This is a genomic window from Mesorhizobium sp. B2-8-9, assembly GCF_006439475.1.
Taxonomy (GTDB): domain Bacteria; phylum Pseudomonadota; class Alphaproteobacteria; order Rhizobiales; family Rhizobiaceae; genus Mesorhizobium.
Window position 1 is genome coordinate 183,298 of sequence record NZ_VFTQ01000001.1, and the last position, 25,327, is coordinate 208,624.

The window sequence follows — 25,327 nt, forward strand, 5'->3', positions numbered from 1 at the left end:
CTTTTAGTCAACAGTCAGTTGAATTGTTAGATGTCGAAATCGTCTTTTTCGTCTTCTTCGATCTCGACGACCGGCTCGGAATGCCAGACGATCTCGGAGCCTAGGAAGGTCTCGAAGGCCTGGCGGCATTCCTCGAGCGGCGGGAAGGCGTACTGGTTGAGGCGCTGGCTGCCGTCGCGCGGGCGGCGCGTCTCGATCGCTGGCACCAACTGGCGCATGACCTTGCCGAAATGGACCTCGTTGAGTTGCTTGCCCTCATAGCGCCGGCTGTGCATCCACCCAACATAGGTGTCGTAGAAATCACCCTTGTCGACAACGGCTTTTTCCTTCCACCAGTCGCCCTCGGCGTCGGCGGAAATGCGCCCTGATTCGAGCATGTCGAACCACCAGTGCTCGACGTTTTTCAAGCCTTCGATCTTCTGCTCGCCGAGCGCGATCGTGTCGGGCACGGCGCGGACATTGAAGCGGCTCAGATCGTAGTTCAGCAGATAGTGCAGAAGGCCTGCCCGACCGCCGTTGCGCATCTCGTGCCGGATGGCGGCGAAATAGGCATGGTCGCCCTTCTTCGTCGGAGGCACGTCGAGCACGAAATAGCGGCGCTCGTCCTCGGTCGCCGGCACCACCCACTTTTCGTTCGACGACATGAACAGGCGAAGCACGCTGTCGATGTGGTAGCCGTTCAGGCCCTTTGGTTCGATGAAGAGGCTTTCCGTCGTGATCAGGTGCTTAAGCACGCCTTCGGCGTTCTTGGAGCCCGCCCAAAAGCCCTCCTCGACATGCAGCAACAGGCACTTTTCCATGTGCGCGTTGAACTTGCCGGTGAGCTGATCCTGGTTGGCGATCTTGACGTGATGGTGCGGAAACAGTCCGCCGACGTAATCGGCGATCGTGTCCTTGCCGACGCCCTTCTTGCCGCGGAGCACCATGGCGACGCCGGGCTTTTCTTCTGGCCGCTGGATCATGTGCGCCCACCATCCGAACGTGTAGTTTGCAGCCCGCTCGTCGTTCGAGCAGATCACCTTTCTCAGGTGCGCCAGGATGAGGCGACAGGAGGCTTCCGGGTCGGGCTCGACGGAGAACCCGCGCCAGTGGTTATAGGCCCCCTTGACCTCGCGCCCTGGTGCGAAGACCACGCCGTTCGAATACTCACGCCTGAGCTTGTGGCGCATCCACGCCTTGGTGACCGGCTCGGTCGCCTTGTCGGTGGCAACGCGGTCGTTCTCATAAAAGTTGTGGAGATCGCCGACCGTGCCGAGCGCGACAGCGCCGTCATCCTTCTCGGTCAGGATTGCCGTCTTGCCGTTGAGGAACACGACTGCGTGCTTGTTGTTGAGACGCTTCACCTTGGGCGGCACGTGCCCTAGCGCCGCCTCGACGTCGGCCTTCTTCAGCTTCGTCTCGCGCTTGCTCTGTTTGGGCGCCCGCCCCCCGCCGCCGAGCAGGTCGTCAAACTCGTCGGCTACTGGCTTCTCGTCGAGATCGGAATCGGTGTCGAAATCGTCGCCGTCTTCGAGGTTGTCGAATTCCTCGGACAGTCTGGCCTCTCGCACGGCATTGACGACCGTGCGCATCGTGATCAGCTTGCGTCCTTCCTTGTGTTTGAAGGACCAGAATTTGAATTTCGTCGTCTTGTCGTCGTTCTTGTCGGATGCTCGCGACCAATCCAGGAAGGCCTTGTAGAACTGCTGTCGCTCGTCCTTGCTGCGGCCTGAACTCTCGTGGCTGACGGCGGCCATGACCTCGAGCCATTGGTCGTAGTCGAGGCTCTCGTTGGGGTAGTCCTTGAGGAGGTTGCGGACCTCGTCGACCGTGAGGCCGAGCGGCTTGGCGCGCTCAGGATCTTGCTCGCCGGCATCGTCATCGCCGTCGACAACCTTTTGCAGGATCTCGGCCGGCACGAACGGCCCGTCGCCGAGCAGAAGCGAGTCGAAATCGAATTGCTTCAGCCAACGGTAGGGCTTGCCGGTGTCGGGATGGATCGACGCGGGGATGACGACCTGCTTGCCGGTGCCGTAGAGCTCGATTTCCCATCGCCAGCGCATCTTGCCATCGGCGCACACCATCTTCTCATCGCTGTGGGCAAGCTGCCGCGAGGAAAAAGGCTTGTCGCTCAACAGGTAAAAATGGCGGCTCTCGCCGCCCGAACCTGAAATGACGGTCGGCCAGTCGGCCGATTCGGGGAAGAGCACAGCGACCTTGGCGCGCGCTTCGTCCGCTAGGGATGCGTCACGAACGTCGAGGTCGATGACGTGCATCCAGTGGTCGCCGACCTTCGACCATTTGCCAAGGCGGACGCCGACATTGTTGCCGTTGCGGTAGGTCTTCCTGAGCTTTTCGAGGGACGCGACTGGTTTGTCCTGCCAATCGTCGCCGACCGGCCGTTTCGACTTCGGATGAAGCCAATGGATGGCAAAGCCCGCACGGGCAAGGTGCTCAATGTGGGCGAGCATGCCGTGGCCCTTTGTGCCCGACGCCTGGTCGAGATGGAACGAGCGAAATCATGAACCCAAACCCCCGGATTCGGGGCTTCAGGAGAGGAACTGCCAGAAATCCTCGCGGGTCGCAGGCACGAATTCGCGACCCCTCTTTCGCTGATTCGCGGACAGCTTGACGATCTCCTCAACCTGCTTTGCGGGGATACGATTCGCGCGCCCTGGCTTGAACCACTTATAGACGCCCTGCCGCGTCATATCGAGCTTCTCAGCCAGGCGGTCCAGGTCGCAGACGCCGTCTCGCGCATGCATGAAATCAGGCAAGGCCTGGGTCAGAAGATCATGCAGGGGTCCGCGGCTCGAGCGTGCCTTGCGGCGCTTCTTCGCCGGAGCCATGCCGAGCATGTCGTCAATGTCGATTGTCACTCTCGCATCTCCCTCGTTACGGACACAAAGCCTAACCGACCCCAAATTAATATTCAACTGCCAATTGACATGTTCAACTTTACGGTCAACTATTCAGCCAACGCATCGACCCGAGCGGCGGGCGTTTCAGCAACGAACCGGAGATAGACATGAGCCTGGAAGAAGCCCTGAACCGTAACAACGAACTGCTTGCCGAGCATAACGACCTTCTCAAGAAGGTACTCGGCGCCGCTGCCAACAAGGCCGGCAAGACCGAGGAAACCGCCGCCGCTGGTTCCGGCAAGGGCGGCAAAGGCAAGGCCGACAAGAAGGAAGACGCTTCCGCAGAATTCGACGCCGACGCGCTGAAGGCGGCAATCGCCAAGGCCGGCACCTGGCTCGGCGAGTTCAAGGACAACGAGGCCGATGGCGAGACCCAGGCGCGCAAGGACAAGCTGCGGCAGGCGCTCGACAAGCTCGGCTACAAGCTCGCCAAGGACATCAACAAGGCGGAAGACGTGAAGCGTTTCGAGACCTGGGTCGAGAAGCAGATCGCGGCCGGCCGCATCACGCCCGAGCCGGAAGAAGCCGGCGAGGAAGCCTCGAGCGAGGACGACATCTAGGCGGCGACCTGACGGAGGCCTCGGCGCCCACTCTTCCAACCAAGAGGGGCGTCGGGGTTTTCCGGTGGGGTGGCGCGCACGGATGCAAGCCTGATCAGCGGGGGTTCGAGTCCCCATCGCCATCCTTCCAGAAAACCCAACAAGGCTCGATCGATGATCGTACCTGGTGCCAAAGACACGGACCCATTCGCCTCATGCGTCGGCAAGGAGCAGTTCGACTCGGCCGAAAAGGCGATGAAAACGGTCAAGAACCACAACAAGCGCAAACACCGCGTCGTTGTGGCCGCGTACCGCTGCCAGCATTGCGGTTCCTATCACTTGGGCACCAAGCGGTCAGGTAGCCGGCGATGAGCCCGTGGCTACTCCTGTTCGTGGCCTTCGGTGGCGGCGACGAAATTTCCGGCAAGCAGGTCTTTGCCGACCGTCCCGCATGCGAAACCCGCGCGGTCGAAATGAGCATCGCCGCGGCTCCGGACAGAGTGATTTTCCAGTGTGTCGACGCCCGCACCTGGCAGCAGATCCAAGACGAATTCGGCGTCGAGTTCTGAACAATCAAAGGAGGCCCTCACATGTTCAAGAACCATCTGCTGTATCGCATCGTCATCTTTAACGGCTTCATCGGCGCCTTCCTGTTGTGGGCGTGGATGCATGGCTACGTGCAGCGCATTCTTGCCGGCGAGACGACCGGCATCGGCTATGTGATGATCACGGTGTTCGTACTGGCGTTCTGCGGCCTCATGGTGCGGGTGCAGAAGGCCTCGAACGCATTCAACGAGGTCAAGGCCGGCACCTACGTCGACGTGCGCAAGCTGGCGATCAAAAGCAGTTTCGTGGCGGCGGTCGGCGTCTGGCTCGGCATGCTCGGCCTGATAGGCAACATCCTCGGCTTCAGCCAAGCGGTGGAATCGCTCAACGTCGCTGGCGGGCCGGATGCCGCGCTGCAGTCGATCGCCGGCATGACGGCGGGCATGAAGGTCGCCTTTTACACGACTCTCGTCGGCATTTCACTTGGCCTCTGGCTCGGTGTCAACAGCCACATCCTGAACACGACGATCGCACTGCTCAAGATCGACGCTGAGGCGCTTAAGGTGCCTTTCCAACAGAAGGTCACGCTCAACAACATCCTTGACGGCAAGTCCGTGAACAAGGCGTTCGAAGCGGCGCGCGCGTCCGTGGCTGCCGAACTGGCCGTCAAGGGCTGACCACCATGAACAACGAGATGGAAGAACTCAACGGCATCGCCTGGCGCGATGTCCTGATGAACACGGTCATCGGTTTCGTCTGCATCATCGGCGTCATGGCGCTCATGATCACCATGAAGGCCAAGGCCGAGCAGGAGGGCGCGATCCCGCCCGGCAACCTGATCGTCCACGCAGTCTGGCCGAGCGGCGACACGGATATCGATCTGTGGGTCAACGGCCCTGGCGAGCCGGTTCCGGTTGGTTATTCAAACAAGGGCGGCCTGCTCTGGAACCTGCTGCGTGATGACCTCGGCATCCAGCCGGACGCCACCGACATCAACTACGAGGACGCGGCGACCCGTGGCGTTATCGGCGGCGAGTACACCATCAACGTCCATTGCTACCGGTGTCCGACGCTGCCGCAAAAGGTCGATCTCGAGGCCTCGATCAACACGGGCGAACCCGGCAAGGCATCGCTCAAGGTGCTCGCCACGACGCACGTCACCTTGGTCAGCGCAGGTCAGGAAGCCACCGGCATGAACTTCATCTTGCGAGAAGACGGCACGATCGAGCCAAATTCTCTCAACCAGGTTTTCCGCCCCTTGCGGTCGGGAAAGAAATGAGGCCGACCACCATGGACAGAATCATTCTTGCGCTGATCCCCTCCAACGGCGTCAGCATCACCGTCTGGCTCGTCCTGACGGCCATTCTCGCCGCGATGGCACTCATCGCTATATGGGCGCGCCGGCCGACAGCGGCACGCACATTGGCGGTGCTCAGCCTGCTCCTGTTCAGCCCGATCGCAGGCGCCGCCGTGTGGCTGTGTCTCGGTTGGCCGGTGCCCTACGTCGAAGGCCTCACTGTGAAGCCGGGCAAGCACATGATCCTCGGTGTGAAGGCACTTATCGGCGACGGTATCTACGTGCTTCTGGATCTCGGCGGCGAGGCACCGCGGTATTACAAGATGCCGTGGAACGACCGCACCGCCGAGCAGATGCAAAAAGCACTCGACGAGCGTGCCGCTGGCGGTGAGGGATCGACGGCCGGTGTCGAGGTCAAGCCGTTCGAATTCTCCTGGGACACGCACCCGCCGCAATTTTGGGCGGACCCGCAGCCGAAGGTGCTTCCGGACAAGCCGCACCAGGAAGAACCGATGCATGCGCCAGGGCAGGATATCTGACGATGAGCGGCACGCGCGAGCGGCTTTACCTTGATGCGGCACGGCGGGCAGGTCTCGCCGTGCCTGACGACTGGCGCTCCTACCACAAGGATGCGTTCCCGCACTATCACGTGTTTGCGACGATGCAACGGGCGCGCAAAGACGCGGCGAAGAAGACGGTTTTCGCCAGCGCGCGGATCGTCGCCAAGGTCAGCGCGGAGGAGACGAAGACGCTCAGCCTCTACCATTTCATGCAACTCGGTTTCGACCTTTCTTCGAGGGAGTGATGGGCCACTCCAAACACTCGCCGTCCGGCGCATCTCTATGGATGGGTTGCGCCGGCGCGCTCAATCGCATCAAGAAGCTTGGCATAAAGGATGACCGCACCAGCATCCATGCGGCCGAAGGCACCGCGGCGCATTGGGTGCGCGAGCAGTGCCTGGAATTCGGCTTCGAGCCGCACGATTTTCTCGCTACCAAGATCCAGGCGGACGGCTTCGACTTCGTGGTCGACGACGGCATGGCGACAGCGCTGGTCGAGGGCGTCGACCGTTGCCGCGAACTGACAATGCCAGAGGCCTCGAGCGGCGTTGAACTGCGCGTTGACACGACGCCGTGGGTCGGCCCCGACGACCATGGCGAGCCGCAAGGCGGCACGGTCGACTATTACGCGATCAGTGGCCCGGAGTTCTATCTCGAGGAGTGGCTGCTGAGCGACCTCAAATTTGGCGCCGGAATCGCCGTGTCGCCAGTGCGCAACAAGCAGCAGATGATCTACGCGCTCGGGCTGCTCAACAGCTTTCCGGATTACCATCCGCCGAAGCGATTCCGCATCATCATCGACCAGCCTCGAAACTCTGCCGGTGGCGGCGAGTGGGTCGTTTCGATCGAAACGCTCCTAGCCTTCGGCGAAGAGGTCAAGCGCGCCGCGGCGGCGACGCGTGATCCTGATGCGCCCTGCACGCCGTCCGATACCGCCTGCCAATGGTGCCCGCTGACCAAGATTGACGGCGCGTGTGTCGAGCACGAAGCGTGGAAACTCGACATGCTCGGGCTAGATTTCGACGACCTCGACGCAGACGACGAACCTGCGCTGCCCGATATCGACGGCTTGAGTCCGCAGCGGCGCCGCTACATCAACCAGCATGCCCACCTGATCACCAAATGGTTGAAAAGGCTGCATGCCGAGGAAATCCACGACGTCATCACCAAAGGTCCGGCGAACGGCGTCAAGGCCGTATCCGGCCGCATGCCGCCGCGCAAACACAGGGATGAAAAGGCGTCAGAAGCCTGGCTGAAAAAGCGTCTTTCGCCTGACCGTCTATTCCACCAACAGTTGATTAGTGTCGCGCAACTTGATAAAGTGCTCGGCAAAGGGGTGTTCCCGAAATCCCTCGTCGACCAGGGCGATCCGAAGCCGGTTCTTGTGCCGGTGGAAGACGAAAGGCCGGCCATCATCAGAGACGACGAGTTCGATGACTTGGATGCCGAAGATGATGCTTTCGATGATGACTTCTGAACCTACGAGGATTACGCACTATGGCATTCAAACCATCGTTCAACGCGGAAAAGGGTACGTTTAAGGTTCTTGTGCGGCTGAGCTACTGCCGCATGGATCGCAAAACCGCATCGGTCGAGGGCGGCAAGCTCGCCTATCGCACCAACGGTCTGCTCTACAAGGAGACCGAGGAAGGCAAGGCCAGCATCGCCGTGGCGCAGCAGGCAGCGAAGCACCTTATTGGCAAGGAATGGCCTGGCAAGGACCCGGTCAAGCTGCTGCAGAGCTTCGATTCCAAGCGCCGGCCGATCCACGACGGCGACCAGTATTTCGACAGCGAGGGCAATGTACGCGAGCACTACGAGGGCACGCGCTACCTGAAGCTCACCAATGATCGCAAGCCGAAGCTGAAGAAGCGCAACGGCGAGGACTGCGATGCCGAAGAGGCCGAAGAACTGTTCCAGTCCGGCAATTGGGCTGTGGCCTACGGTCACTACTATGCGGTGAAGGACAAGGCCAAGGGCGGCAACGGCATGTTCGCAACGCTGGATGCGCTTCAATACTACAAGAAGGACGAGCAGTTCTCTGGCGGCGGCATCGACGACGACGAGATCGACAACCTCGGCGACGACGAGGACGACTTCGACGAGAAGCCGAAGAACAAAAAAGCCTCCTCGATCGACGACGACGAAATCTGATTACCCTACCACTCGGGCGGCGCGAATGCCGCCCTCTTTTTTTGCGGGTAACAGATGCTCGATCTGATCGACCTCTATTTGGGTCGGCTGCCGCCGATCGCCCAGGAGCGCGATGTCAAGGACGTCGTCTTCTGCGACATCGAAACATACCACAACCTCTTCTACGTCGCCTTCAAGCGCCGCTCAGACGGCAAGCGGCTAGGCTATGAACTGAGCCACCGTTCGGCGCTCGACCGCGAGGCGATCCGGCGCATTCTGAAGCGCTATACCGTCGTCACCTTCAACGGCATGACCTACGACATGCCGATCATCCTGCTTGCTCTGACCGGCGCCGACAACGCCGAGCTCAAGGCGGCAAGCGACCGCATCATCATGGGCGGGATGAAGTGGTGGGACTCAGAACGCGAGCTCGGGATCACCATTCCGAAGTGGCTGGATCATATCGATCTGTTCGAGCCGAATCCCTCTGTCGGGGATGGCCTCAAGACGCTCAACGGTCGCCTTCATGGTGAGCGCTTGCAGGATCTTCCCTATCCACCAGAAACTATCCTGACCGACGAGCAGATGGACGATGTTATCGACTACTGCCTGATCAGCGACCTGGACGCGACCGAGAACCTCTACAACGCGCTGAAGGAAGCTCTGGAACTGCGCGTAGCCCTTGGTGAGCGCTACGGCATGGACCTGCGATCAAAGTCTGACGCGCAGGTCGGCGAGACCATTATCAAGAAGCGTATCGAGCAACTGACCGGCAAGAAGCCGCAGAAGAACCCGCCCAAGCCAGGCACCGCCTTCAGGTATGACGTTCCGCAGTGGATGAGCTTCGAGACCGAGCCGATGCAGCGCGTGCTTGAGGTCGTCCGGCAAACCACTTTCATTCTTCGTGACGACGGGAAAGTGCTGTTCCCGAAAGAGTTCGAGAAGTTGCAAATCCAGATCGGCGGCTCGACCTACAAGATGGGCATCGGCGGACTGCATTCGACCGAGTCGAACCGTGCCGTCCATTCCGATGACGATACGGTGCTGATCGACGCCGACGTAGCGTCGCAATATCCCGAGATCATCATGAAGCTCGGGCTGTTCCCAAAAGCCCTTGGGAAAGATTTCCTAAAAGTCTATCGCAGCATTATCGACGAGCGCCTAGCCGCCAAGCGCCGTTCCAAGGAAATCGACACTGAACTGAAGACGGCCGGCGCCAACTACGCGCCTGTGCTGAAGGCCGAAAAGCTGCAAATGATCGTCCGCGATAAGGGCGGCAAGATCCAGTTGAACGGTGTCTACGGCAAGCTCGGGTCGCGCTTCTCCATCCTCTACGCGCCGCATTTGCTGATCGCCATCACGCTGACCGGACAATTGTCGCTGCTCATGTTGATCGAGCGCGCCGAGAAGGCTGGCATTTCCGTGATCTCCGGCAACACGGACGGCGTCGTGTTCAAATGCCCGCGGCACCTTTTCGAGGGCTTTGTCATGAAGGACGGTGCTGCGACCGACCGGCTGGCGCCGTCGCCACTGACGGAGATCACCGACTGGTGGGAAGCCGCGACCGGCTTCAAGCTCGAATTCGCCGAATACCGCTCGATCTACAATCGCGACGTCAACTACTATGTGGCGATCAAATCCAACGGCAAGGGCAAGCGCAAGGGCAGCATCGCCAACCACTGGCATCCCGACTCGCCCGACTACGATCCGGCGCGCGAGCAGATGAAGAAGAACCCCAAGATGACGATCGTCGGGGACGCGGTGCTTGCCTTCCTGCGCGACGGCACGCCGGTCGAGAAGACGATCCGCGAGTGCAAGGACGTGCGCGGCTTCCTCACCGTCATCAAGGCGACCGGCGGCGCCACCTGGCGCGACGGCTATCTCGGTAAGGTCGTGCGCTACTATTGGTCGACGGACGGGGATTCGATGATCAAGGTCAAGGCGCATCCCAAGACCGGCAACCGTCCGAAGGTGCCTGAGACAGAAGGTTGCCGCCCGCTCATGATGCTGCCGAAGACACTGCCGGCCGATATCGACTATCAGCGGTACATCGAAACGGCGGAAAGCATTTTGCGAGACATCGGCTATGTGGAGAAACGAACCGCACTCATGGCGGAAATCTATGGCCGCGCCTTGCAATTCCACTGACAGTTGATTTATTGTCGAGTCCGATGAGCAAAGCCTATTACAACGAGATCGACAAATACGCTGCCACATGGCTGCGTAACCTGATCACGGCAGGGCTCATCGCGCCCGGCGACGTGGACGAGAGGGACATCCGTGACGTTCGACCTTCTGACCTCAGAGGCTACACACAAGTTCACGCATTTGCAGGCATTGGCGTCTGGTCGTATGGACTTCGACGGGGGGGCTGGCCAGACGATCGACCCGTCTGGACAGGTAGTTGCCCTTGCCAACCTTTCTCCGCGGCAGGCCGAGGAGATGGGTTTGTTGACGAGCGGCACCTTTGGCCGCATTGGCACCATCTCATCGCAGAGTGCCGACCTGATGAGGTCTTTGGAGAGCAAGTTGCGTCAAAGGACGGCCTTGCTTGGCTCGACCTTGTATTCGCTGACATGGAAGGAACGGGCTACGCCATTGGGGCGCTCGATACCTGCTCTGCGGGCAGCGGCGCGCCGCACATCCGGCAAAGGCTCCGATTCGCAGCCTACCATCAACGACTTGCCGCAGGTCGGTTGGGCGACTGCTTGGGCCGAGGATGGCGAGAGCGCCGGCATGCGATGGAACCGGGGCATAGCGGACACGCTGACGGCGCAGGCCTCCTTGGCTGGCTGGACGACGACCACGACGAGGGATTGGAAGGATTCGGGCGCGGATATCACGCCTCGACCAGACAACGGCAAGGATCGGTTCGACCAATTGCCGAGACAGGCGAATTTGACGGGCTGGCCCACGGCACAGAGTCGAGACGGCAGTCACGGGGGCGGACAGTCTACGAGAACAGCGGGGAACCGTCGCAACCTGGACGACTTCGCGATGTTGACTGGTTGGGGGACACCGAATGCATCGGCGCCGGGCGGCACGCCAGAACAGGCGTTGCAGCGGAAAGAGGGCACCGGAGCGGGTCTTTCGGTAACGACGCTGGATCATCAGGTGCAATTGGTCGGCCCGGCCCGACTAACGGCCACTGGCGAGACGCTGATTGGCTATTCTGCCGGGATGGCAAGTGGCGGCCAGTTGAACCCAACACATTCCCGTTGGCTCATGGGGCTACCTCCCGAGTGGGACGGTTGCGCGCCTACGGCAACGCAGTCGACGCGGAAGCCACGCGCATCTTCATCGAAGCGTATCTCGACCGCGAGACGCTCGAACTTGAGCCCGTACGAGAGACTGCTACTGGCGGTCCTGAATTAAACGCTTCCTTTGATGATCTGCTTGGTTAGAAATTCAGCTGTCAGCTGAAGGATTCCACCCGTGGCCGAAATTCCTCATGTACAGACCCCGGTGACCAACTATGCCCGATCACGTGGCTGGCGGGCGCGCCGCATGCAGTACATCGGCCGCCACGCCTGTCCCGATTCCTGGTTCTTCATGGACGGCCGGGTGATCGTCGTCGAATTCAAGGATCTCGGCGAGGAGCCGGAAATCCACCAGAAGCGCGAGATCAGGCGGCTGCGGGAGAGCGGCCTAGCCGTTCACGTGATCGACAACGTCGAGGATGGCTGTGCTCTCTTCGATTGAAAGCCCGTACCTCGACCTCCTTGAGCGCATCGGACTCAACAGCCGGTTCGACGGACGGTTGAAAAAAGCTGATTGGGAAGTCCGTGACGTGACAGTGCCGGAAGCCCGTCCACTGGTGGCGCAGCATCACTACGCCAAGGGGGCGTCGAAGACCGCCGTCTATCTGCACGGCCTGTTCCGCAAGGGCTCTGACGAGCTTCTCGGCGTCGCCTGGTGGCTGCCACCGACACGCGTGGCCTGTGAGAGCGTCAACAAGGAAGAGTGGACCAAGGTTCTGGCGCTCAGCCGCCTTGTGTTGCATCCGGACTGCCCGAAGAACGCGGCCTCCTTCCTGCTCGGGCGCTCGATCCGGAAGATCAGGCAGGACGCGCGCTTCGTCTCGCTGGTGACTTACGCCGACGAAAGCCAGGCGCACCGCGGCGACATCTACCGGGTCACCAACTGGACCTATGTCGGGCGCACTGGCCCCTACCCGCGCTGGATTGATCCGTCGAGTGGGCGCCAGGTGGCAGCGCTGGCAACCAAGACGCGGTCGAACGCTCAGATGCGCGAGCTCGGCCATGTGCTAGACGGGCGGTTCTTCAAGCACAAGTTCGTCATGCATCTCACGAAGCCCGTCGCCAAGGAACCGGCTTCGCCCTATCTGGCGCTGCTCGAGCAGCTTGGCCTTGTCACCGCGGCGAACGACAACGCGCCGCTGCCGGCCAACGACAATCCCGGCTCGCTTCGTCCGCGGTCGATGATGCGCTCGTATCAGCGCTATTTGTCGGACTGCATCTACACGATGCCAGCGCTTCTCGGTGCCGCTGACATGGGCTTGGGCAAGACGGGGGCAACACTCGACGGCGTCAAGCGGCTCCTGGACGACGACCCCACATGGCGATGCCTGATCGTCGCTCCGCTCGAAGTCGTGAACAATACTTGGCCCACGGAGATCGGCGAGTGGGAGCATCTCAAGGGCCTCACCTACACCGTCGTTACCGGCAGCGAGGCCGAACGCAAGGCGGCTCTCAAGGTCGATGCCCAACTGACGCTGATCAATCGCGAGAACCTTCAGTGGCTCTGGAAGACGATCGGCGGCGCCATCGGCTGGCGATGGCACATTCTCGTCTACGACGAGTCCTCGCGGCTAAAGGGCTTCGTCCGTCACACGCCGGCCGTCAAATACAAGGACGGCAAGAAGATCAAGGTGAAGCCACAACTCACCGAATTCGGTGTTCTCGCGCAGGCCCGCAAACTGATCAAACGGGTGGTCGAACTGTCTGGCACGCCGTCGCCGAACGGCGTGATCGACCTCGGCGGCCAGGCGTTCATCCTAGACATGGGCGAGCGGCTCGAGCCCACTCGGGCAGCTTTCCTCGATCGCTGGTTCGACGAGAACCAGTATTCACGCGAGATCAAGCCAAAGCCTGGCGCCGAGGTTGCGATCATGGGTCGGCTGAAGGACGTGATGATCGGCCTTCGGGCGGAAGACTACATTGATCTGCCGCCGCGGCACTTCAACATCATCAAGGTCAAACTGCCGCCAAAGATCATGCGGGAGTACCGCGATTTCGAAAAGAAGATGGTGGCTGAGCCCTACGACGTCGAGGCCCTGTCGCGCGGCGTGCTCGTCAACAAGCTGCTGCAGTTCGCCAACGGAGGGCTGTATCGCAGCGACCCTGACGTTTGGCCTGCCGTGCGCGAGACGGTGGCGGTACACGACTGCAAACTGAAGGCGCTCGAGCGGATTGTCGAGGAAGCGGCCGGGCAGCCGGTACTCATCGCCTACAGCTTCCAGTTCGACAAGGAGCGCATCAGGAAGAAGTTCCCGCACGCCGTCTTCTTTGACGAGTGCAAGACCTTCGTCAAGGACTGGAACACTGGCAAGATCAAGCTTGGCGTGGCGCATCCAGCCTCGATCGGGCACGGCCTCAACCTGCAGCACGGCGGCTATCTCCAGTGCTGGTTCGGACTGAGTTGGAGTTTAGAGTTGTGGGATCAATTCAACCGTCGGTTGGCTAGACCGGGGCAGAGGCACCACACCGTGTTCATCCACGTGATCATGGCTGAAGGCACCGAGGACGAACGCCAGTACGAATCGCTACAGACCAAGGGAATCACGCAAGACAGGATAACCGAGCGCGTGCGCGTGCGACTCGCAGCATAAATATCAGCTGATATCAAGCACTTACCGCCGTTCAACGGCCAGTTTATCCACTGACTGTTGACAGGGGGCAACAATTTCCCTTATGGTCAACCAACTGTTGAACTGAGGGGATGTGTCATGAGTAGCGAAAAAAGCAGCGAGAGCGAAACGATCAAACCCAAGCGGATCGTTGACAAGGGTTTTTTGAGGCGTCTGGAAATCGCCTGCCAGAACAACGCACATTGCCCCAACGACTATGGCAAGCAGAAGTGGATCAGGGAGCAGATCCAGAACAAGCACAAGGTCCGCTACAGTCCAGAGGCCGTTTCGAAGTGGTTCAGCGGCGCCTCGCGGCCGACCATGAAGACGATGGTGCTCCTGGCGAGCGTGCTCGAGGTCGACGAGGCCTGGTTGTCGCTCGGCAAGACGCCGGACTTCACGCCTACCGAAAAGAAGCGCCATACGCTGTGGTCGGATGGATCGGTGAACCTCCTCGCTGGCATGATCATGCTCAACGGTGGCCAGATCGCCTTCAACGAGAATGAGGATGACGAGGTCGACTTCTTCTCCATCATCCACGGCCGGCACTACTCCATCAAGGCAGCGGCAGGCATCCAGCAGGACGACAAGGTCTTGTTCGTGCTGCCCAAGAATCCTGATCGGCTGCTCAACCTGGGGATCATCGGCTCGGACACCTTTTCCGGGGTCAACGTGCTGAAGCTGCCGAACGAGATCATCCAGAAATACGGCAAGCGGCGCGGCACTCACACAGAGTTGCTTGTCGACCGCGGCGCACCCGGTTTTTCGGTGGGTGGTCACAAACTGCCGGTCATCCGTTCGCTGAGCGACTTCGACGCTGCTACCGGGACTGCTTGACGGTATCTTCGACGGTATCTATCTCGACGCCTATTAATTCCAGCAATGGAATCAACTAGATAGACATCCAGATAGGTTCCGCCTCTGGGCACCATCCCCTCTTCTCCCGACAGTCTCTTTCGCCGAAGCATCTACGCTTTTGTCTCGGCAAATGTCTGAAATCCTTGGTAATTTTTGTGACGCAAGGCGCGGTTGGCCGTGTTTTGTGGAATTTCGGCGTAGTTGGTCCAACGAGGCGGAGGGCTGGTATTTTCGGTGGTATTGGAGATCCTGATGGTATCGATGCAGCCAAATGGAGCTCCCGGAAATGGCGCTTTCCGACGTAAAATGCCGAAATGCCCGACCCGCTTCAAAGCTCGTGAAATTGTCTGACGGTGGCGGGCTCCAGCTTTGGGTTCAGCCTACCGGATCTCGCCTATGGCGCCTCGCCTATCGTTTTGGCGGCAAGCAGAAGCTTCTGGCGTTGGGCAGCTATCCGCTCATCTCCCTGGCTGAGGCACGCGAGGCGCGCGATACCGCCAAACGTCTCCTCCTACGTGGCATCGACCCCGCCCAGGAGCGTAAGTCACAAAAGGCTTCGGCAGAGGACACCTTTCGCTCAATCGCGGAGGACTATGTCGACAAGCTGAAGAAGGAGGGTCGTGCCGACCGGACCATCACCAAGGTCAAATGGTTGCTCGACTTTGCCCATCCAACGTTGGGGGACAAAAGCGTTCGGGAGATTGATCCGGCCACAATTCTTGCCGCTCTCCGCAGCGTGGAGGTTCGCGGTCGATACGAGTCGGCCAGGCGACTGCGCTCCACTATCGGCAGCGTGTTTCGATATGCAATCGCAACCGCACGCGCCGATACAGATCCGACGATCGCCCTGCGGGGAGCACTCGTCGGTCCAACGGTCACGCCGCGCGCCGCCGTTACCGATCCTAAGGCCTTGGGAGGCTTGCTGAGGGCGATCAATGCATTTGACGGGCAGCCGACAACCCGAGCCGCCCTAAGGCTGATGGCCCTGCTGTTTCCCCGCCCCGGCGAGCTGCGCGCGGCCGGATGGGACGAGTTCGATTTCGAAAGCTCGGTGTGGAGCATCCCTGAAGGGCGCATGAAAATGAGACGGCCGCACCGCGTACCTCTCTCCAGGCAGGCCGTCGGGGTCCTGACCTCACTTAGAGAAACCTCTGGTGGGGGCACGCTGTTGTTTCCTAGTATTCGATCGGGCTCGCGTCCGATTTCCGACAACACGCTTAACGCTGCCCTTCGCCGTATTGGGTACGGCAAGGAAGAAGCCACCGCGCACGGTTTTCGAGCAACGGCATCAACTTTGCTAAACGAATGCGGAAGATGGCATCCGGACGCCATAGAGCGGCAGCTGGCCCATGTTGAGAACAACGACGTACGTCGCGCCTACGCCCGGGCAGAGTACTGGGAAGAGCGCGTAAAGATGATGCAATGGTGGGCCGATTATCTGGATGAACTCGAGAGCAAAAACGCGCGGGTGAAAACGGCGGTTGAAGATCGCTAAAACTGGGCCACCTTTGGTCTGGCGAATCTAATGACCAAGACATGGAGATTTGCAGCGCTGTACCATTGTACCGAATTAAACTCTGCGAGAGTGATCCCTCCCGCTTCGGGGCACATTAACACTGCCCGATTTTCTAGTGAAGCCAAGCATTCTGACTCGATTCGGCCCACACATGGCTGGAAGTGAAAGAGAGCTTTGCGCCCGATTTCGGTCGTTGAGACGCCCTTTACACTGTCCGAAAGGCCGCCGTTCGTTTATTTACCTAGCCTGCTGGCGGGACCGACCGGCGCTTGACTAAGCCCTGCTCGACCGCCTTAACGTGGTGGGCAGCATATCGTCGATTTCCTTGTCGGAGAACATAAGCTCCTCGTTGTCCTTCAAGGAATTCTGTGCCTTCTTGTAGGCCTTCCCGTCCGTGAAGGGTGCCGCCCGATAGATTTCGTGAAGGTTGGTCTGCAACTCGTCGCGCTGAGTCCGAAGGTCGTCAATTGGCACTGCCGTATTGAGCGCGTCGGTTATCAGGCTGAGGTAAGATTCTCGCACATTCCAGATGTCGGACGCGGTTTCCCTGTGTCGCTGCGCGAGAGCACCGGGGTCTAGGTCCTTCTGGTAGGCGTTGTAGATCAGGCTGAGAATGGCAAGCACGACGGTCGCGTATTCCGCATATTGCAGAAGCCCCGTCTCCGCCCTGAAAACGGTCGTCACCGCGCCGCCGGCGATGAGCGCGGACAGGATGATGTTGAACCACTTTGCATACCATTGATGGTCGGCAAGCCGCTCGGCCATCTTCTCGTGGATCTTGTGGGTGTAGGCGCAACGGCCGTAACACTCGCGCACTTGGCTCTCGAGTTGGTACCGCGGATCAAATTGGGAAGGTTGTGCCAAAGACGATCCTCCATTTCGCGCGGCGCTGTGCGGCTTTGTCGTCGGTCTGCATGTTGCAGGCCTCGACGGCGATATTGTAGTCACTGAGCGCCTTCAACCAGAACACCCCCGTCTTGTAGACGTAGGAACCGCTTCCCGGCATCCGCCAGTAAGTTTTCTCTCGGTCGAGGTCGTAGAGATACTTCAGGAAGTCCCGCGCCATGTAGTCATGATAGCCGTAGGATTTATCCCGATACTCCCACGTTTCGATGAACTGATAGGCAAGCGCGTCAATCAGCGCTCCAGTCATCGGAACGCTATTATGGTCTTTCCACACCCTCATCATGCGGCCGAGCGCTTTCAGGTTGCCGTTAACGGCCGTATTGCGTGTCTGGACGGCATTTATCTCTGCCCGGGGGTTGCACTGTCGCCAGGTACCTCCCCCGTTTGAATCGGCAAACGTCCAGGAACCGTCCGTGTTGTCGAAATAGGGGAGGATTTCGAATGTGATTCCGTCCGTGAAGGAGATGACGACAACCTGACCGTTGCCGCCGACGTTGCTGGAGCCGTAGGTTTTGAGGAGGGAGTTTTTCACGGCCTGAAGAAGTGCGGACTGACCGTTGCCCTGATACGCGCTGTATTTGACGTATTCCGCATAGGGGAGCTGGAAGCCGATATCCAGGTCGCTGATTCCGCGTGCGGCGGTGTCGCGACCGTAAGAGCCAACATAGAGACTGTGGGCGGAGCTGGAATCAGTGTTCCAGAAGTCTGTGTTAAGGCGCGTGGTGATACGCCGGTACCGCTGTCCTATCGAGCTGATCAGGTCGGTGCCGATATTGTAGTTATTCCGGAAGTTGTAGAACTCGTCAGATACGCCCATTCCCATCCCCACCAGCGGTAACTTCGTCGGGAGATGGCAATTTTATGCTTTCAGCGCAATAGCTTCGGTGTGCGTTCAACGGGAATATTACGCGGCGGACATGAACTATGCTCGCGGGCTGTGGCGAGGGCTGATGTCAGTTTCTTCCTCATTTGGATATCAACTCGCGCCCATGGGATTGCGCTCCTGCCGGAATGCCCCCCGTTCACACGTTGCTGCCAGTTTACGCCGAACGAACTAGTCAGGCCGCTTCCGCTTAACGAGGCTCTTCTTATTTTAGCCAAACATGATCTCCTCGCTGCGGAATGGCAACTAAGATGTGGCTTTTGTGCTTCGATACCCACACGCCGGGAATACCAGGACCGAGGCAGCGTCCATGAAGAGTGACGCAATCTCGTATGCCCCACGAGGGCTATCTCGTGAGGAAGCGGCTCGCTACATCGGTGTAGGATCGACGCTCTTTGACGAGATGGTTGCCGATGGGCGAATGCCGAAGCCCAAGCGCATCAACAGCCGCGCTGTCTGGGATCGTGTAGCCCTGGATATTGCTTTCACCTCGTTGCCGGACAAAGATAGCCGCCTTCAAGAGCTGTTGGAACGAAGTAGGCGGGAGGTAGAAAAGCGATAGAAAATACGTTTATTGCGTATACGCTGCGGACGTAGTACGATGAAAGCCCGTGTGCGGAAGGCATGACGTGAGCGAGAACGACAAACTTGCGCAAGACGTGAAAGCATGGCGGGCCAAGGAAGGGTTCACTGCCGCAGCCGCGGCCAAGGTGCTTGGAATACCGAAGCGCACCTTTGAAGGCATAGAGCAAGGAAGAGGCTTTCCTTACCCGGTGCTCCTGCGGGTTGCCATCGAAAGCAAAACCCGTTCGGTACGGGCAGATCTGAAAGGGTCCTGAAAGGAGCATTTGATGGCTCGCCCATTTAAGGACCCCAGTTACCCTGGGGTATCTTCGCGCCTCAAGAACGGCAAGCGAATCTATCGCTACCGCGCAAAAGGCGTGCCCGAGATGCACCTTCCTGGCAAACCTGGCGATCCCGAGTTCGAGGCGGCTTACGAGAAGGCCACGCAGGGCCAACACAAGAATGCAGGGATCATCGATTTGCCCGGTCGGGCACTGCCTGAAACTTTTGGCCATGCCGGGCGCCGGCTTGAAACGACAATGGAGTGGCTCGATTTTGATGAAGCGACGCAGCGGAAGAATGCGCGACTGATTGAGCGTTTTCTTAATCTGCGGGTCGATCCAAATTACCCACTCACTTGGCGCGATACTCCGGTGCAACATCTCGACGCGGATCGGCTTCGCGCCATCATCGAAAGCATCTTCAGGAGCAACCGCACAGTCGCCAAACATATGCTGGTTGCCATCAAGAAGCTTTTATGGGTCGCGACCGATGTCGAGAAATGGATAAAGCCGCAGGATGATCCTTCACTGTCAATTCGCGTACGCGTGCCCAAATCGACCAAGAACCCGGCTTGGCCAATTGCGATCCGAGAAAAGTACGAGGAGCGGCATCCGATCGGGACGCCGGCTCGGACGTGCTACGCGCTTGGTTTCTGGCTCGGCAACCGACGAGGCGACATCGCTGACCTTGAATGGGATGATCTCGTGACCGAGGAGATCGAACTGTTCGACGGTTCCTTGGCATTGATCGAGGCGTTCGCCTTCCGACAGAAGAAGAACCGAAACCGTCATGGCGGACGGGAGATGTTTATCCCGGTGGTGGACAAACTGGCGGCTGCGCTAGACCCGCTTGACCGCTCGAAGGGTGGAACCGTCTTGAAGAATGGCTATGGCAACCCGTTTTCAGAAAAGAGCCTGACAGGCATGATGCAGCATTGGGCACGACAGGCCGATATTCCTGACGGCTATACGCTTCACGGCCTGCGCCGTACCTTCGGCACCTACCTCGCTGAATGCAACATCCAGGCCCGGGCCATCATGGACGCCATGGGGCATTCCTCCATGACGGTGACGGATGACTACGTGCGTGAGGCCAACAAGAAGCGGATCGCGGTTGATATTGCTCGCGCGATCAACGAGCGCGAGGCCAAACGCGACGCCATGAAGCGACGGGCAAACCTCCGCATCGTCAGATAATCACACCGAGTCGGAACAAACCGGGACCACGGTCCTTGTTTTGGCCCATAATGGACCCAAAACGTTTTGGGCCGAGGGCACTTTTCCGAAATAAAATCAATGGTCATGGTGGGCCCGGAGGGACTCGAACCCCCAACCAAGCGGTTATGAGCCGCCGGCTCTAACCATTGAGCTACAGGCCCCACGCGGGCTGGCTTAGTGTTTTTCTTGTCGTCGCACAAGGCTTTCGAAAGCTCTGGCGCAAAACGCCAAAATCAGCCCATATTCGCGCCGTAGAGCGGCCTGCGCCCATATGGCGCGAGAAAGGCCCAGCCCTTGCACCGCACTGCAGGAATCGGCGCCCTTTGCGGGTCGAGGCAGATGCGGCACGGGGGGGGGCGGACCGCAGACTTCGAGGAGTTTCATGACCAGACAACTTTTGCCCATCGCGCTCGCTGCCGCGGTCGCGTTCCCGGCGCTGGCGAGCGCCGCCGACACCCAGCCTCCGCCACGCATCATCGTGTCCGGCGAAGGCGAAGCGACCGTGGCGCCGGACATGGCGATCCTTTCGCTCAGCGTGATGCGCGAGGCCAAAAGCGCGCGCGAAGCGCTCGACGCCAACAACGACGCCATGGCGGCGGTGATCGCGGCGATGAAATCCGCCGGCATTGCAGAACGCGACCTGCAGACCGCCGGCATCCAGATCAACCCGCGCTACAACTACACCAACAAGGCCGACGGCAGCCAGGAAGCCGAGCTCGTCGCCTATCAGGTGACCAACACGCTGTCGGTGCGCGTGCGCGACGTCGACAAGACCGGCGAGATTCTGGACAAGGCGGTGTCGCTCGGCGTCAACCAGGGCGGCGGCATCGCCTTCACCAATGACGATCCAAAGGCCACGATCACCGAGGCGCGCAAGAAGGCCGTCGCCGACGCGATGGCCAAGGCAAAGACCCTCGCCGAAGCGGCGGGCGTCAGTCTGGGCAAGGTGCTCGAGATCGCCGACCAGAATGTCGCGCCGGTGCCGATGCCGATGGCGGCCAAGTCGTTCGATGCGGCCCGTTCGGCCGTCCCCGTGCAGGCCGGCGAGAATTCCTACAACGTCCAGGTCACGGTCACCTTCGAGCTGAGGTGACATCCGGCCCAGCCGCGGACATGCCGTTAGAGCAATTCCAGGAAAAGTGTGAGCGGTTTTCCGTCCGGAATTGCGTCAAAACAAAGAGATAGAGCGGTTCGCCGTTTCCGTGAAACGGTGAAACGCTCTAGCAAAACGCCCCGCAGGATCATCCTGCGGGGCGTTTTCGAGCCGCGCCTCATCTTGAGGGGCTCAGCTACTCATAGGCGATTCTCGCAGAGGATCGTCCGCATAAGCGATCCTCGAACGGGATCGCCCTTTCAGCCTCAGCGGTAGATGATCGGGCAGCCGCGCTCGTTGGCGAACACCACCACGACACGGTCGCCATACTGGCGACCTGCCACCTTCACTGTACGGCGGCTGATGTCGACGATGCGGGCGCGGTGCAGACCCATGCGCTCGGCCTTGTCGAGGGCGCGGTCCGGCGAACAGCCGCGCCAGTCGCGGTCGCGGCGCCAGTCGCGGCGATAACCGTCATCGTCGCCGGTGTAGATGCCGAAACGCGGGTCGTGCCTGTCCCCGAAACCGAGATAGAGGCTGTCCGCATGTGCCGGAATGGCGGTCAAAGTGCCAAGCCCGACAAGGGCCGAAAGGGCTGCCGTCCTGATCGTGTTGAACATCGTCTTCTCTCCTTATTGTGGGCTGTCGCCCGTAGAACCGATGACTGGAAGATGCCCTTTTGCGTCTGAACCTTCCGCGAACCGGCCATTCATGTCTGGTTCATATAAGCGCGAACCCGCCAGGGTTCGTCGCTCGTGCCAAAACCGCGAGCCCCTTAGGCGCGAACCCGCCAGGGTTCGTCGCTCGTAAGTGCGTAAAAGCGAGGCCCCTCAGGTTTCTAAACGCGAACCCGCAGGTTTCGTCGTTCCTCGTCAAAAGCGCCTCGTCAGCGTTCGTCATCTAGAGGCGAACCCGTCAGGGTTCGTCGTCCAGACGCGAACTGCTAAGGTTCGTCGTCCAATATATAATCAAAATAATCGTCCGGGTCGGCCAGATCGGTTTCCTTGGCCTTCACCCGACCCCGGATCGAGATGCCGGCCTCGTGCACGGTCTCAGCGCTTCCCGAAACAAGTCTGTGCCACCAGTAGAGATCATGGCCCTCGGCAATAAGCCGGTAGGCACAGGTTTTTGGCAGCCAGGTGATGGTGCGCACATTCTGTGGCGTCAGGCCGACGCAATCGGGCACCCGCGCCAGGCGGTTTGCATAGTCGGAGCAGCGGCAGTTCTCGGCGTCGAACAGCCTGCAGCCCACGCTTGTCCAGAAGATCTCGCCCGTATCCTCATCCTCGAGCTTGGACAGGCAGCATTTGCCGCAGCCGTCGCAAAGCGATTCCCATTCGGCCGGGGTCATCGCCTCAAGCGTCTTGGTTTTCCAGAATGGCGCGGTCATTTGGCTGGATTTGGCCCTCCGCGGTCTTCCGGTCAAGCGCTGTGTGGCGGCGACCCAGTATCAACATTAGAAAAACACGAAATTGCCTTCAAAAGGCCGGCCAGGCATCCTTGGTTGGCGCCAATGCCTGACGGAACCAATTATGGTTGATGAAAGTTTGGGCAGGGATGGGACCCCATTAGGAGAAATCGATATGAAACGCCAACCACGGATTCTGGCGGGCACGGCAATCGGCCTGCTTATGGCATCCGCGCCGTTGGGCGCGTACCCGCTGCAGGGGGGTGTCGCTTCCGGCGGCCTGCACGGAGCGCCGCTCGTGCTGGCTCAGGCCGCCTGCGCCGAAGGCCAGTCGGCCGAAGAATGCGCGCAAGGCGGAGCCGAACAGCCGCGGAGAAAGAAGCGCGAGCAGCAGCAGCAAAGCGAATCGGCGCCGGCCGAACAGGCCGCGCCCGCCGAATCCGAGCAACAGCCGCGCAAGAAGCGGCACGAGCAGCAGCAGACGGAGGGCGCCCAGTCCGGGGAAGCTGCACCGGCCGAGCAGCAGTTCAAGCCACGCAAGAAGCGCGACCAACAGCAGCAAATCGAGGCGGCACCCGCCGACCAGGGCGGCCAGCCTGCGACCGACGAGCAACAATTCAAGCCGCGCAAGAAGCGCGATCAACAGCAGCAGATCCAGGCAGCACCCGCCGACCAGGGCGGCCAGCCGGCGGCCGACGAGCAGCAATTCAAGCCGCGCAAGAAGCGTGACCAGCAGCAGCAGATCGAGGCTGCACCCGCCGACCAGGGCGGCCAGCCCGCGGCCGAGGAGCAGCAGCCGCGCAAGAAGAAGCGCAACCAGCAGCAGATCGAAGCGGCGCCAGCCGACCAGCAGCCCGCGGAACAGGTCGCGCCTGCCGCCGGCGACCAGCAGCAAGGCAACCAGGGTCGCAAGAAGCGCAAGCACGATCAGCAGCAGACGGAAGGTGCGCCCGCCGGCCAAGCCGGCGAGCAGGTTGCCCCGACCGAACAGACTGCTCCCGCCAACGACAACCAGCAAGGCGGCAATCAGCTCAGGAAGAAGCTTAAGCAGAACCAGCAGGGTGAGACCGCCCCGGCCGAGCAGACGCAGACCAACGAGCCGGCCAAGAAGCGGGCGCCGGCAGGTGAGCCCGTGCCGCAGGCCCAGCCGCTGCAGAATGGCGAGCAGCCAGCCCAGGGCGAACAGGCCCAGGACAACAAGAAGCGTGGCAAGAAGCCGAACGCGGAACAGCCCGCGACGGGTGAACAGCCCTCGACAGGTGAACAACCCGCGACCGGCGAACAGCCACAGACCGGAGAGCAGACGAAGACCGGCCGCAAGCCCCTCACCGGCGAGCAGCAACCCGCAACCGGCGAGCAGCCGGCCAATGGCAATCAGCCGGCGAACAACAACCAGCCTGCCAACGGCAACGCCGCGCAGGGCGAAACCGCCAATCCGAACGAGGCGCCCGTCTTGGACAGCCAGAAAGATGCCATGCGCAAGCACCGGGGCCGCAACGACAACGGCCAGAACGGCGGGGCCCAGACCGGTGGCGCTCAAATCGAAAATGGCCAGGCCGGCAACGGCCAGAACGCCAATCAGGCCGGACAGCAGCAAGGTGGCGAGCAGGCGCAGAGGCCGGCTCCGGTCGATCAGGGGCCGCCGCCCACCGACGACAAGTCGGCGCAGCAGGCGATCAAGCCCGAAAAGATCGTCCCAGTGGACCAGGAGAAAGGCAAGCGGATCGAGCTTACACCCGAGCAGGTTGTCCGTGAGCGCCGCCGGCCGCAGGGTGCCGACGTGGTGAAGCAGTTCGGCGACCGGGTGATCCTTCAGTTCAACAACCAGACATTCGTGGAAAGCAACGAAGCTCCTCGCATCACCCGCGGCGCCAGGGATGTTTACTACGAGGATCTTTCGGGCGGCCGCACCCGCGAAATCGTGGAGCGCGACAACGGCGTCAGGATCATCACCATCCGCAACCGTAATGGCGACGTCATCCGGCGATCGCGCGTTACATCGGATGGCCGCGAATACGTGCTGAGCTATGTCGACGAGCGCTACTATAACGACGTCGACGAGTGGCGCGATCCCGGCGACGACCTGCCACCGATGCGGCTCGACATTCCGCGCCGGGACTACATCCTGGATTCGGAGGAAGTCGAGGATCCGGACGAATATTATACCTTCCTTGAGCAGCCACCTGTGGAAAGGGTGCAGCGTCTCTACTCGATCGACGAGGTCAAGCGCTCGGCCCGCGTTCGCGACATCGCCCGGCGTATCGACCTCGACACGCTGAACTTCGACTTCGGCTCGGCCACCATCTCCGACACCGAGGTGCAGAAGCTCGAAGGCGTGGCCACCGCCATGGAAAAGCTTCTGAAGAAGAACCCGGCCGAGACCTTCCTGATCGAAGGCCACACCGACGCCGTCGGCACGCCGGACGCGAACCTCGCTCTGTCGGACCGCCGCGCCGAGGCGGTGGCCGAGGCGCTCACCAACGCCTTTGGCATCCCGGCCGAGAACCTCACCACGCAGGGCTATGGCGAGGAGTATCTCAAGGTGAACACGCCCGGTCCGAACCGCGAGAACCGGCGTGTCGCCATCCGCCGCATCACCTCGCTGGTGGCGCCGGTGGCGAGCAACAGCGAGCAACAATGAGCGTTTGATTTCAAGATCCTGCCCGGATCTGCAGAATCAGCGCGCAAGACGGGCCCGTCCGCTTCGGACGGGCCTTTTTTCCTTACCGACTCAAGAAGAATTGTCCTGCCTGACC

General features: G+C 60.5%; 26 protein-coding genes and 1 tRNA gene. 19 read left to right on the forward strand and 8 right to left on the reverse strand.

Annotated features, from left to right (window positions below; genetic code table 11):
• Positions 1–26: 26 nt before the first annotated feature.
• Complete coding sequence (locus tag FJ423_RS00960) at positions 27–2,450, reverse strand: DUF5906 domain-containing protein (protein WP_140838439.1); 2,424 nt, start codon at positions 2,448–2,450, stop codon at positions 27–29.
• 78 nt (positions 2,451–2,528) lie between these two features.
• Positions 2,529–2,858 carry a helix-turn-helix domain-containing protein gene (locus tag FJ423_RS00965; protein ID WP_140838441.1) on the reverse strand — a complete coding sequence of 110 codons (330 nt, stop codon included), beginning with the start codon at positions 2,856–2,858 and terminating at the stop codon, positions 2,529–2,531.
• Positions 2,859–3,007: 149 nt separating this feature from the next.
• On the opposite strand from FJ423_RS00965, the gene FJ423_RS00970 reads away from it, so the two are divergent.
• The 14 genes from FJ423_RS00970 (at position 3,008) to FJ423_RS01030 (ending at position 16,197) form a co-directional block, all read left to right on the forward strand.
• Positions 3,008–3,460, forward strand: a complete 453-nt coding sequence (locus tag FJ423_RS00970) for a hypothetical protein (RefSeq protein WP_140838443.1) — start codon at positions 3,008–3,010, stop codon at positions 3,458–3,460.
• A 371-nt stretch (positions 3,461–3,831) separates the two neighbouring features.
• A complete protein-coding gene (locus FJ423_RS33430; RefSeq protein ID WP_181174686.1) occupies positions 3,832–4,008 on the forward strand; it encodes a hypothetical protein in 177 nt (58 codons plus the stop codon).
• Between the two features lie 21 nt (positions 4,009–4,029).
• The gene (locus FJ423_RS00975) at positions 4,030–4,662 is read left to right on the forward strand and encodes a MotA/TolQ/ExbB proton channel family protein (protein ID WP_140838445.1); all 633 of its coding nucleotides are present in this window, start codon (positions 4,030–4,032) and stop codon (positions 4,660–4,662) included.
• Between the two features lie 5 nt (positions 4,663–4,667).
• Positions 4,668–5,264, forward strand: coding sequence for a hypothetical protein (locus tag FJ423_RS00980; protein WP_140838447.1), 597 nt, complete (start codon positions 4,668–4,670; stop codon positions 5,262–5,264).
• 11 nt (positions 5,265–5,275) lie between these two features.
• A complete protein-coding gene (locus FJ423_RS00985) occupies positions 5,276–5,821 on the forward strand; it encodes a hypothetical protein (protein WP_140838449.1) in 546 nt (181 codons plus the stop codon).
• Positions 5,822–5,823: 2 nt separating this feature from the next.
• Positions 5,824–6,087: a hypothetical protein gene (locus FJ423_RS00990; RefSeq protein ID WP_140838451.1), complete on the forward strand. Its 264-nt coding sequence runs from the start codon at positions 5,824–5,826 to the stop codon at positions 6,085–6,087.
• Positions 6,087–7,319 (forward strand): DUF2800 domain-containing protein, encoded by a 1,233-nt coding sequence (locus tag FJ423_RS00995; RefSeq protein ID WP_140838453.1) that lies wholly within the window; start codon positions 6,087–6,089, stop codon positions 7,317–7,319. The genes FJ423_RS00990 and FJ423_RS00995 overlap by 1 nt, the downstream gene beginning before the upstream one ends.
• A gap of 20 nt (positions 7,320–7,339) precedes the next feature.
• Positions 7,340–7,996 (forward strand): ssDNA-binding protein, encoded by a 657-nt coding sequence (locus FJ423_RS01000; protein WP_140838455.1) that lies wholly within the window; start codon positions 7,340–7,342, stop codon positions 7,994–7,996.
• 54 nt (positions 7,997–8,050) lie between these two features.
• On the forward strand, positions 8,051–10,123 hold the full coding sequence (locus FJ423_RS01005; protein WP_140838457.1) for a hypothetical protein: 2,073 nt from the start codon (positions 8,051–8,053) through the stop codon (positions 10,121–10,123).
• 23 nt (positions 10,124–10,146) lie between these two features.
• A complete protein-coding gene (locus tag FJ423_RS33965; RefSeq protein WP_140838459.1) occupies positions 10,147–11,379 on the forward strand; it encodes a DNA cytosine methyltransferase in 1,233 nt (410 codons plus the stop codon).
• Positions 11,380–11,410: 31 nt separating this feature from the next.
• Entirely contained in the window at positions 11,411–11,677 is a 267-nt protein-coding gene (locus FJ423_RS01015) for a hypothetical protein (protein WP_210239529.1), read from the forward strand.
• 88 nt (positions 11,678–11,765) lie between these two features.
• Positions 11,766–13,826: an SNF2-related protein gene (locus tag FJ423_RS01020; protein ID WP_181174688.1), complete on the forward strand. Its 2,061-nt coding sequence runs from the start codon at positions 11,766–11,768 to the stop codon at positions 13,824–13,826.
• 117 nt (positions 13,827–13,943) lie between these two features.
• Complete coding sequence (locus FJ423_RS01025) at positions 13,944–14,681, forward strand: helix-turn-helix transcriptional regulator (RefSeq protein WP_140838463.1); 738 nt, start codon at positions 13,944–13,946, stop codon at positions 14,679–14,681.
• Between the two features lie 307 nt (positions 14,682–14,988).
• The gene (locus tag FJ423_RS01030; RefSeq protein WP_064994782.1) at positions 14,989–16,197 is read left to right on the forward strand and encodes an integrase arm-type DNA-binding domain-containing protein; all 1,209 of its coding nucleotides are present in this window, start codon (positions 14,989–14,991) and stop codon (positions 16,195–16,197) included.
• Between the two features lie 294 nt (positions 16,198–16,491).
• Here FJ423_RS01030 and FJ423_RS01035 read toward each other — a convergent pair whose 3' ends face one another.
• A complete protein-coding gene (locus FJ423_RS01035; RefSeq protein ID WP_224656008.1) occupies positions 16,492–17,034 on the reverse strand; it encodes an SLATT domain-containing protein in 543 nt (180 codons plus the stop codon).
• 25 nt (positions 17,035–17,059) lie between these two features.
• Positions 17,060–17,941, reverse strand: coding sequence for a nucleotidyltransferase (locus FJ423_RS01040; protein ID WP_064994781.1), 882 nt, complete (start codon positions 17,939–17,941; stop codon positions 17,060–17,062).
• Between the two features lie 376 nt (positions 17,942–18,317).
• Between FJ423_RS01040 and FJ423_RS33970 the strand changes: the two genes are divergently transcribed.
• The 3 genes from FJ423_RS33970 to FJ423_RS01055 all read left to right on the forward strand — a co-directional run bounded on the left by FJ423_RS33970 (position 18,318) and on the right by FJ423_RS01055 (position 20,049).
• Positions 18,318–18,569 (forward strand): hypothetical protein, encoded by a 252-nt coding sequence (locus tag FJ423_RS33970; RefSeq protein WP_084016061.1) that lies wholly within the window; start codon positions 18,318–18,320, stop codon positions 18,567–18,569.
• A 67-nt stretch (positions 18,570–18,636) separates the two neighbouring features.
• Complete coding sequence (locus tag FJ423_RS01050; protein WP_084016009.1) at positions 18,637–18,846, forward strand: helix-turn-helix domain-containing protein; 210 nt, start codon at positions 18,637–18,639, stop codon at positions 18,844–18,846.
• 12 nt (positions 18,847–18,858) lie between these two features.
• A complete protein-coding gene (locus FJ423_RS01055; RefSeq protein ID WP_064994569.1) occupies positions 18,859–20,049 on the forward strand; it encodes a site-specific integrase in 1,191 nt (396 codons plus the stop codon).
• 106 nt (positions 20,050–20,155) lie between these two features.
• On the opposite strand, the gene FJ423_RS01060 is transcribed toward FJ423_RS01055, so the two are convergent.
• Positions 20,156–20,231, reverse strand: a tRNA-Ile gene (locus tag FJ423_RS01060).
• Positions 20,232–20,452: 221 nt separating this feature from the next.
• On the opposite strand from FJ423_RS01060, the gene FJ423_RS01065 reads away from it, so the two are divergent.
• Positions 20,453–21,163, forward strand: coding sequence for an SIMPL domain-containing protein (locus tag FJ423_RS01065; RefSeq protein ID WP_140838465.1), 711 nt, complete (start codon positions 20,453–20,455; stop codon positions 21,161–21,163).
• Positions 21,164–21,429: 266 nt separating this feature from the next.
• On the opposite strand, the gene FJ423_RS01070 is transcribed toward FJ423_RS01065, so the two are convergent.
• The 3 genes from FJ423_RS01070 to FJ423_RS33975 form a co-directional block, all read right to left on the reverse strand.
• The gene (locus FJ423_RS01070) at positions 21,430–21,783 is read right to left on the reverse strand and encodes a hypothetical protein (RefSeq protein ID WP_095766645.1); all 354 of its coding nucleotides are present in this window, start codon (positions 21,781–21,783) and stop codon (positions 21,430–21,432) included.
• A gap of 323 nt (positions 21,784–22,106) precedes the next feature.
• Positions 22,107–22,553: a YcgN family cysteine cluster protein gene (locus FJ423_RS01075; RefSeq protein WP_095766643.1), complete on the reverse strand. Its 447-nt coding sequence runs from the start codon at positions 22,551–22,553 to the stop codon at positions 22,107–22,109.
• A 178-nt stretch (positions 22,554–22,731) separates the two neighbouring features.
• Complete coding sequence (locus FJ423_RS33975; protein ID WP_246680054.1) at positions 22,732–24,057, reverse strand: hypothetical protein; 1,326 nt, start codon at positions 24,055–24,057, stop codon at positions 22,732–22,734.
• Here FJ423_RS33975 and FJ423_RS33980 point away from each other — a divergent pair.
• A complete protein-coding gene (locus FJ423_RS33980) occupies positions 24,046–25,212 on the forward strand; it encodes an OmpA family protein (protein WP_224543077.1) in 1,167 nt (388 codons plus the stop codon). The two genes, FJ423_RS33975 and FJ423_RS33980, sit on opposite strands and share 12 nt — an antisense overlap.
• Positions 25,213–25,327 lie beyond the last annotated feature (115 nt).

Bases quoted from the DNA above. Each gene is read 5' to 3' on its own strand.
- FJ423_RS00990 (WP_140838451.1), top strand. From the start codon at position 5,824: ATGAGCGGCACGCGCGAGCGGCTTTACCTTGATGCGGCACGGCGGGCA.
- FJ423_RS00970 (WP_140838443.1), top strand. From the start codon at position 3,008: ATGAGCCTGGAAGAAGCCCTGAACCGTAACAACGAACTGCTTGCCGAG.
- FJ423_RS01025 (WP_140838463.1), top strand. From the start codon at position 13,944: ATGAGTAGCGAAAAAAGCAGCGAGAGCGAAACGATCAAACCCAAGCGG.
- FJ423_RS00980 (WP_140838447.1), top strand. From the start codon at position 4,668: ATGAACAACGAGATGGAAGAACTCAACGGCATCGCCTGGCGCGATGTC.
- FJ423_RS00985 (WP_140838449.1), top strand. From the start codon at position 5,276: ATGGACAGAATCATTCTTGCGCTGATCCCCTCCAACGGCGTCAGCATC.
- FJ423_RS01000 (WP_140838455.1), top strand. From the start codon at position 7,340: ATGGCATTCAAACCATCGTTCAACGCGGAAAAGGGTACGTTTAAGGTT.
- FJ423_RS33965 (WP_140838459.1), top strand. From the start codon at position 10,147: ATGAGCAAAGCCTATTACAACGAGATCGACAAATACGCTGCCACATGG.
- FJ423_RS33980 (WP_224543077.1), top strand. From the start codon at position 24,046: ATGCGCAAGCACCGGGGCCGCAACGACAACGGCCAGAACGGCGGGGCC.
- FJ423_RS01005 (WP_140838457.1), top strand. From the start codon at position 8,051: ATGCTCGATCTGATCGACCTCTATTTGGGTCGGCTGCCGCCGATCGCC.
- FJ423_RS00975 (WP_140838445.1), top strand. From the start codon at position 4,030: ATGTTCAAGAACCATCTGCTGTATCGCATCGTCATCTTTAACGGCTTC.
- FJ423_RS00995 (WP_140838453.1), top strand. From the start codon at position 6,087: ATGGGCCACTCCAAACACTCGCCGTCCGGCGCATCTCTATGGATGGGT.
- FJ423_RS01055 (WP_064994569.1), top strand. From the start codon at position 18,859: ATGGCTCGCCCATTTAAGGACCCCAGTTACCCTGGGGTATCTTCGCGC.
- FJ423_RS00960 (WP_140838439.1), bottom strand. From the start codon at position 2,450: ATGCTCGCCCACATTGAGCACCTTGCCCGTGCGGGCTTTGCCATCCAT.
- FJ423_RS01075 (WP_095766643.1), bottom strand. From the start codon at position 22,553: ATGACCGCGCCATTCTGGAAAACCAAGACGCTTGAGGCGATGACCCCG.
- FJ423_RS01070 (WP_095766645.1), bottom strand. From the start codon at position 21,783: ATGTTCAACACGATCAGGACGGCAGCCCTTTCGGCCCTTGTCGGGCTT.
- FJ423_RS01065 (WP_140838465.1), top strand. From the start codon at position 20,453: ATGACCAGACAACTTTTGCCCATCGCGCTCGCTGCCGCGGTCGCGTTC.
- FJ423_RS01030 (WP_064994782.1), top strand. From the start codon at position 14,989: ATGGCGCTTTCCGACGTAAAATGCCGAAATGCCCGACCCGCTTCAAAG.
- FJ423_RS33970 (WP_084016061.1), top strand. From the start codon at position 18,318: ATGAAGAGTGACGCAATCTCGTATGCCCCACGAGGGCTATCTCGTGAG.
- FJ423_RS01040 (WP_064994781.1), bottom strand. From the start codon at position 17,941: ATGGGCGTATCTGACGAGTTCTACAACTTCCGGAATAACTACAATATC.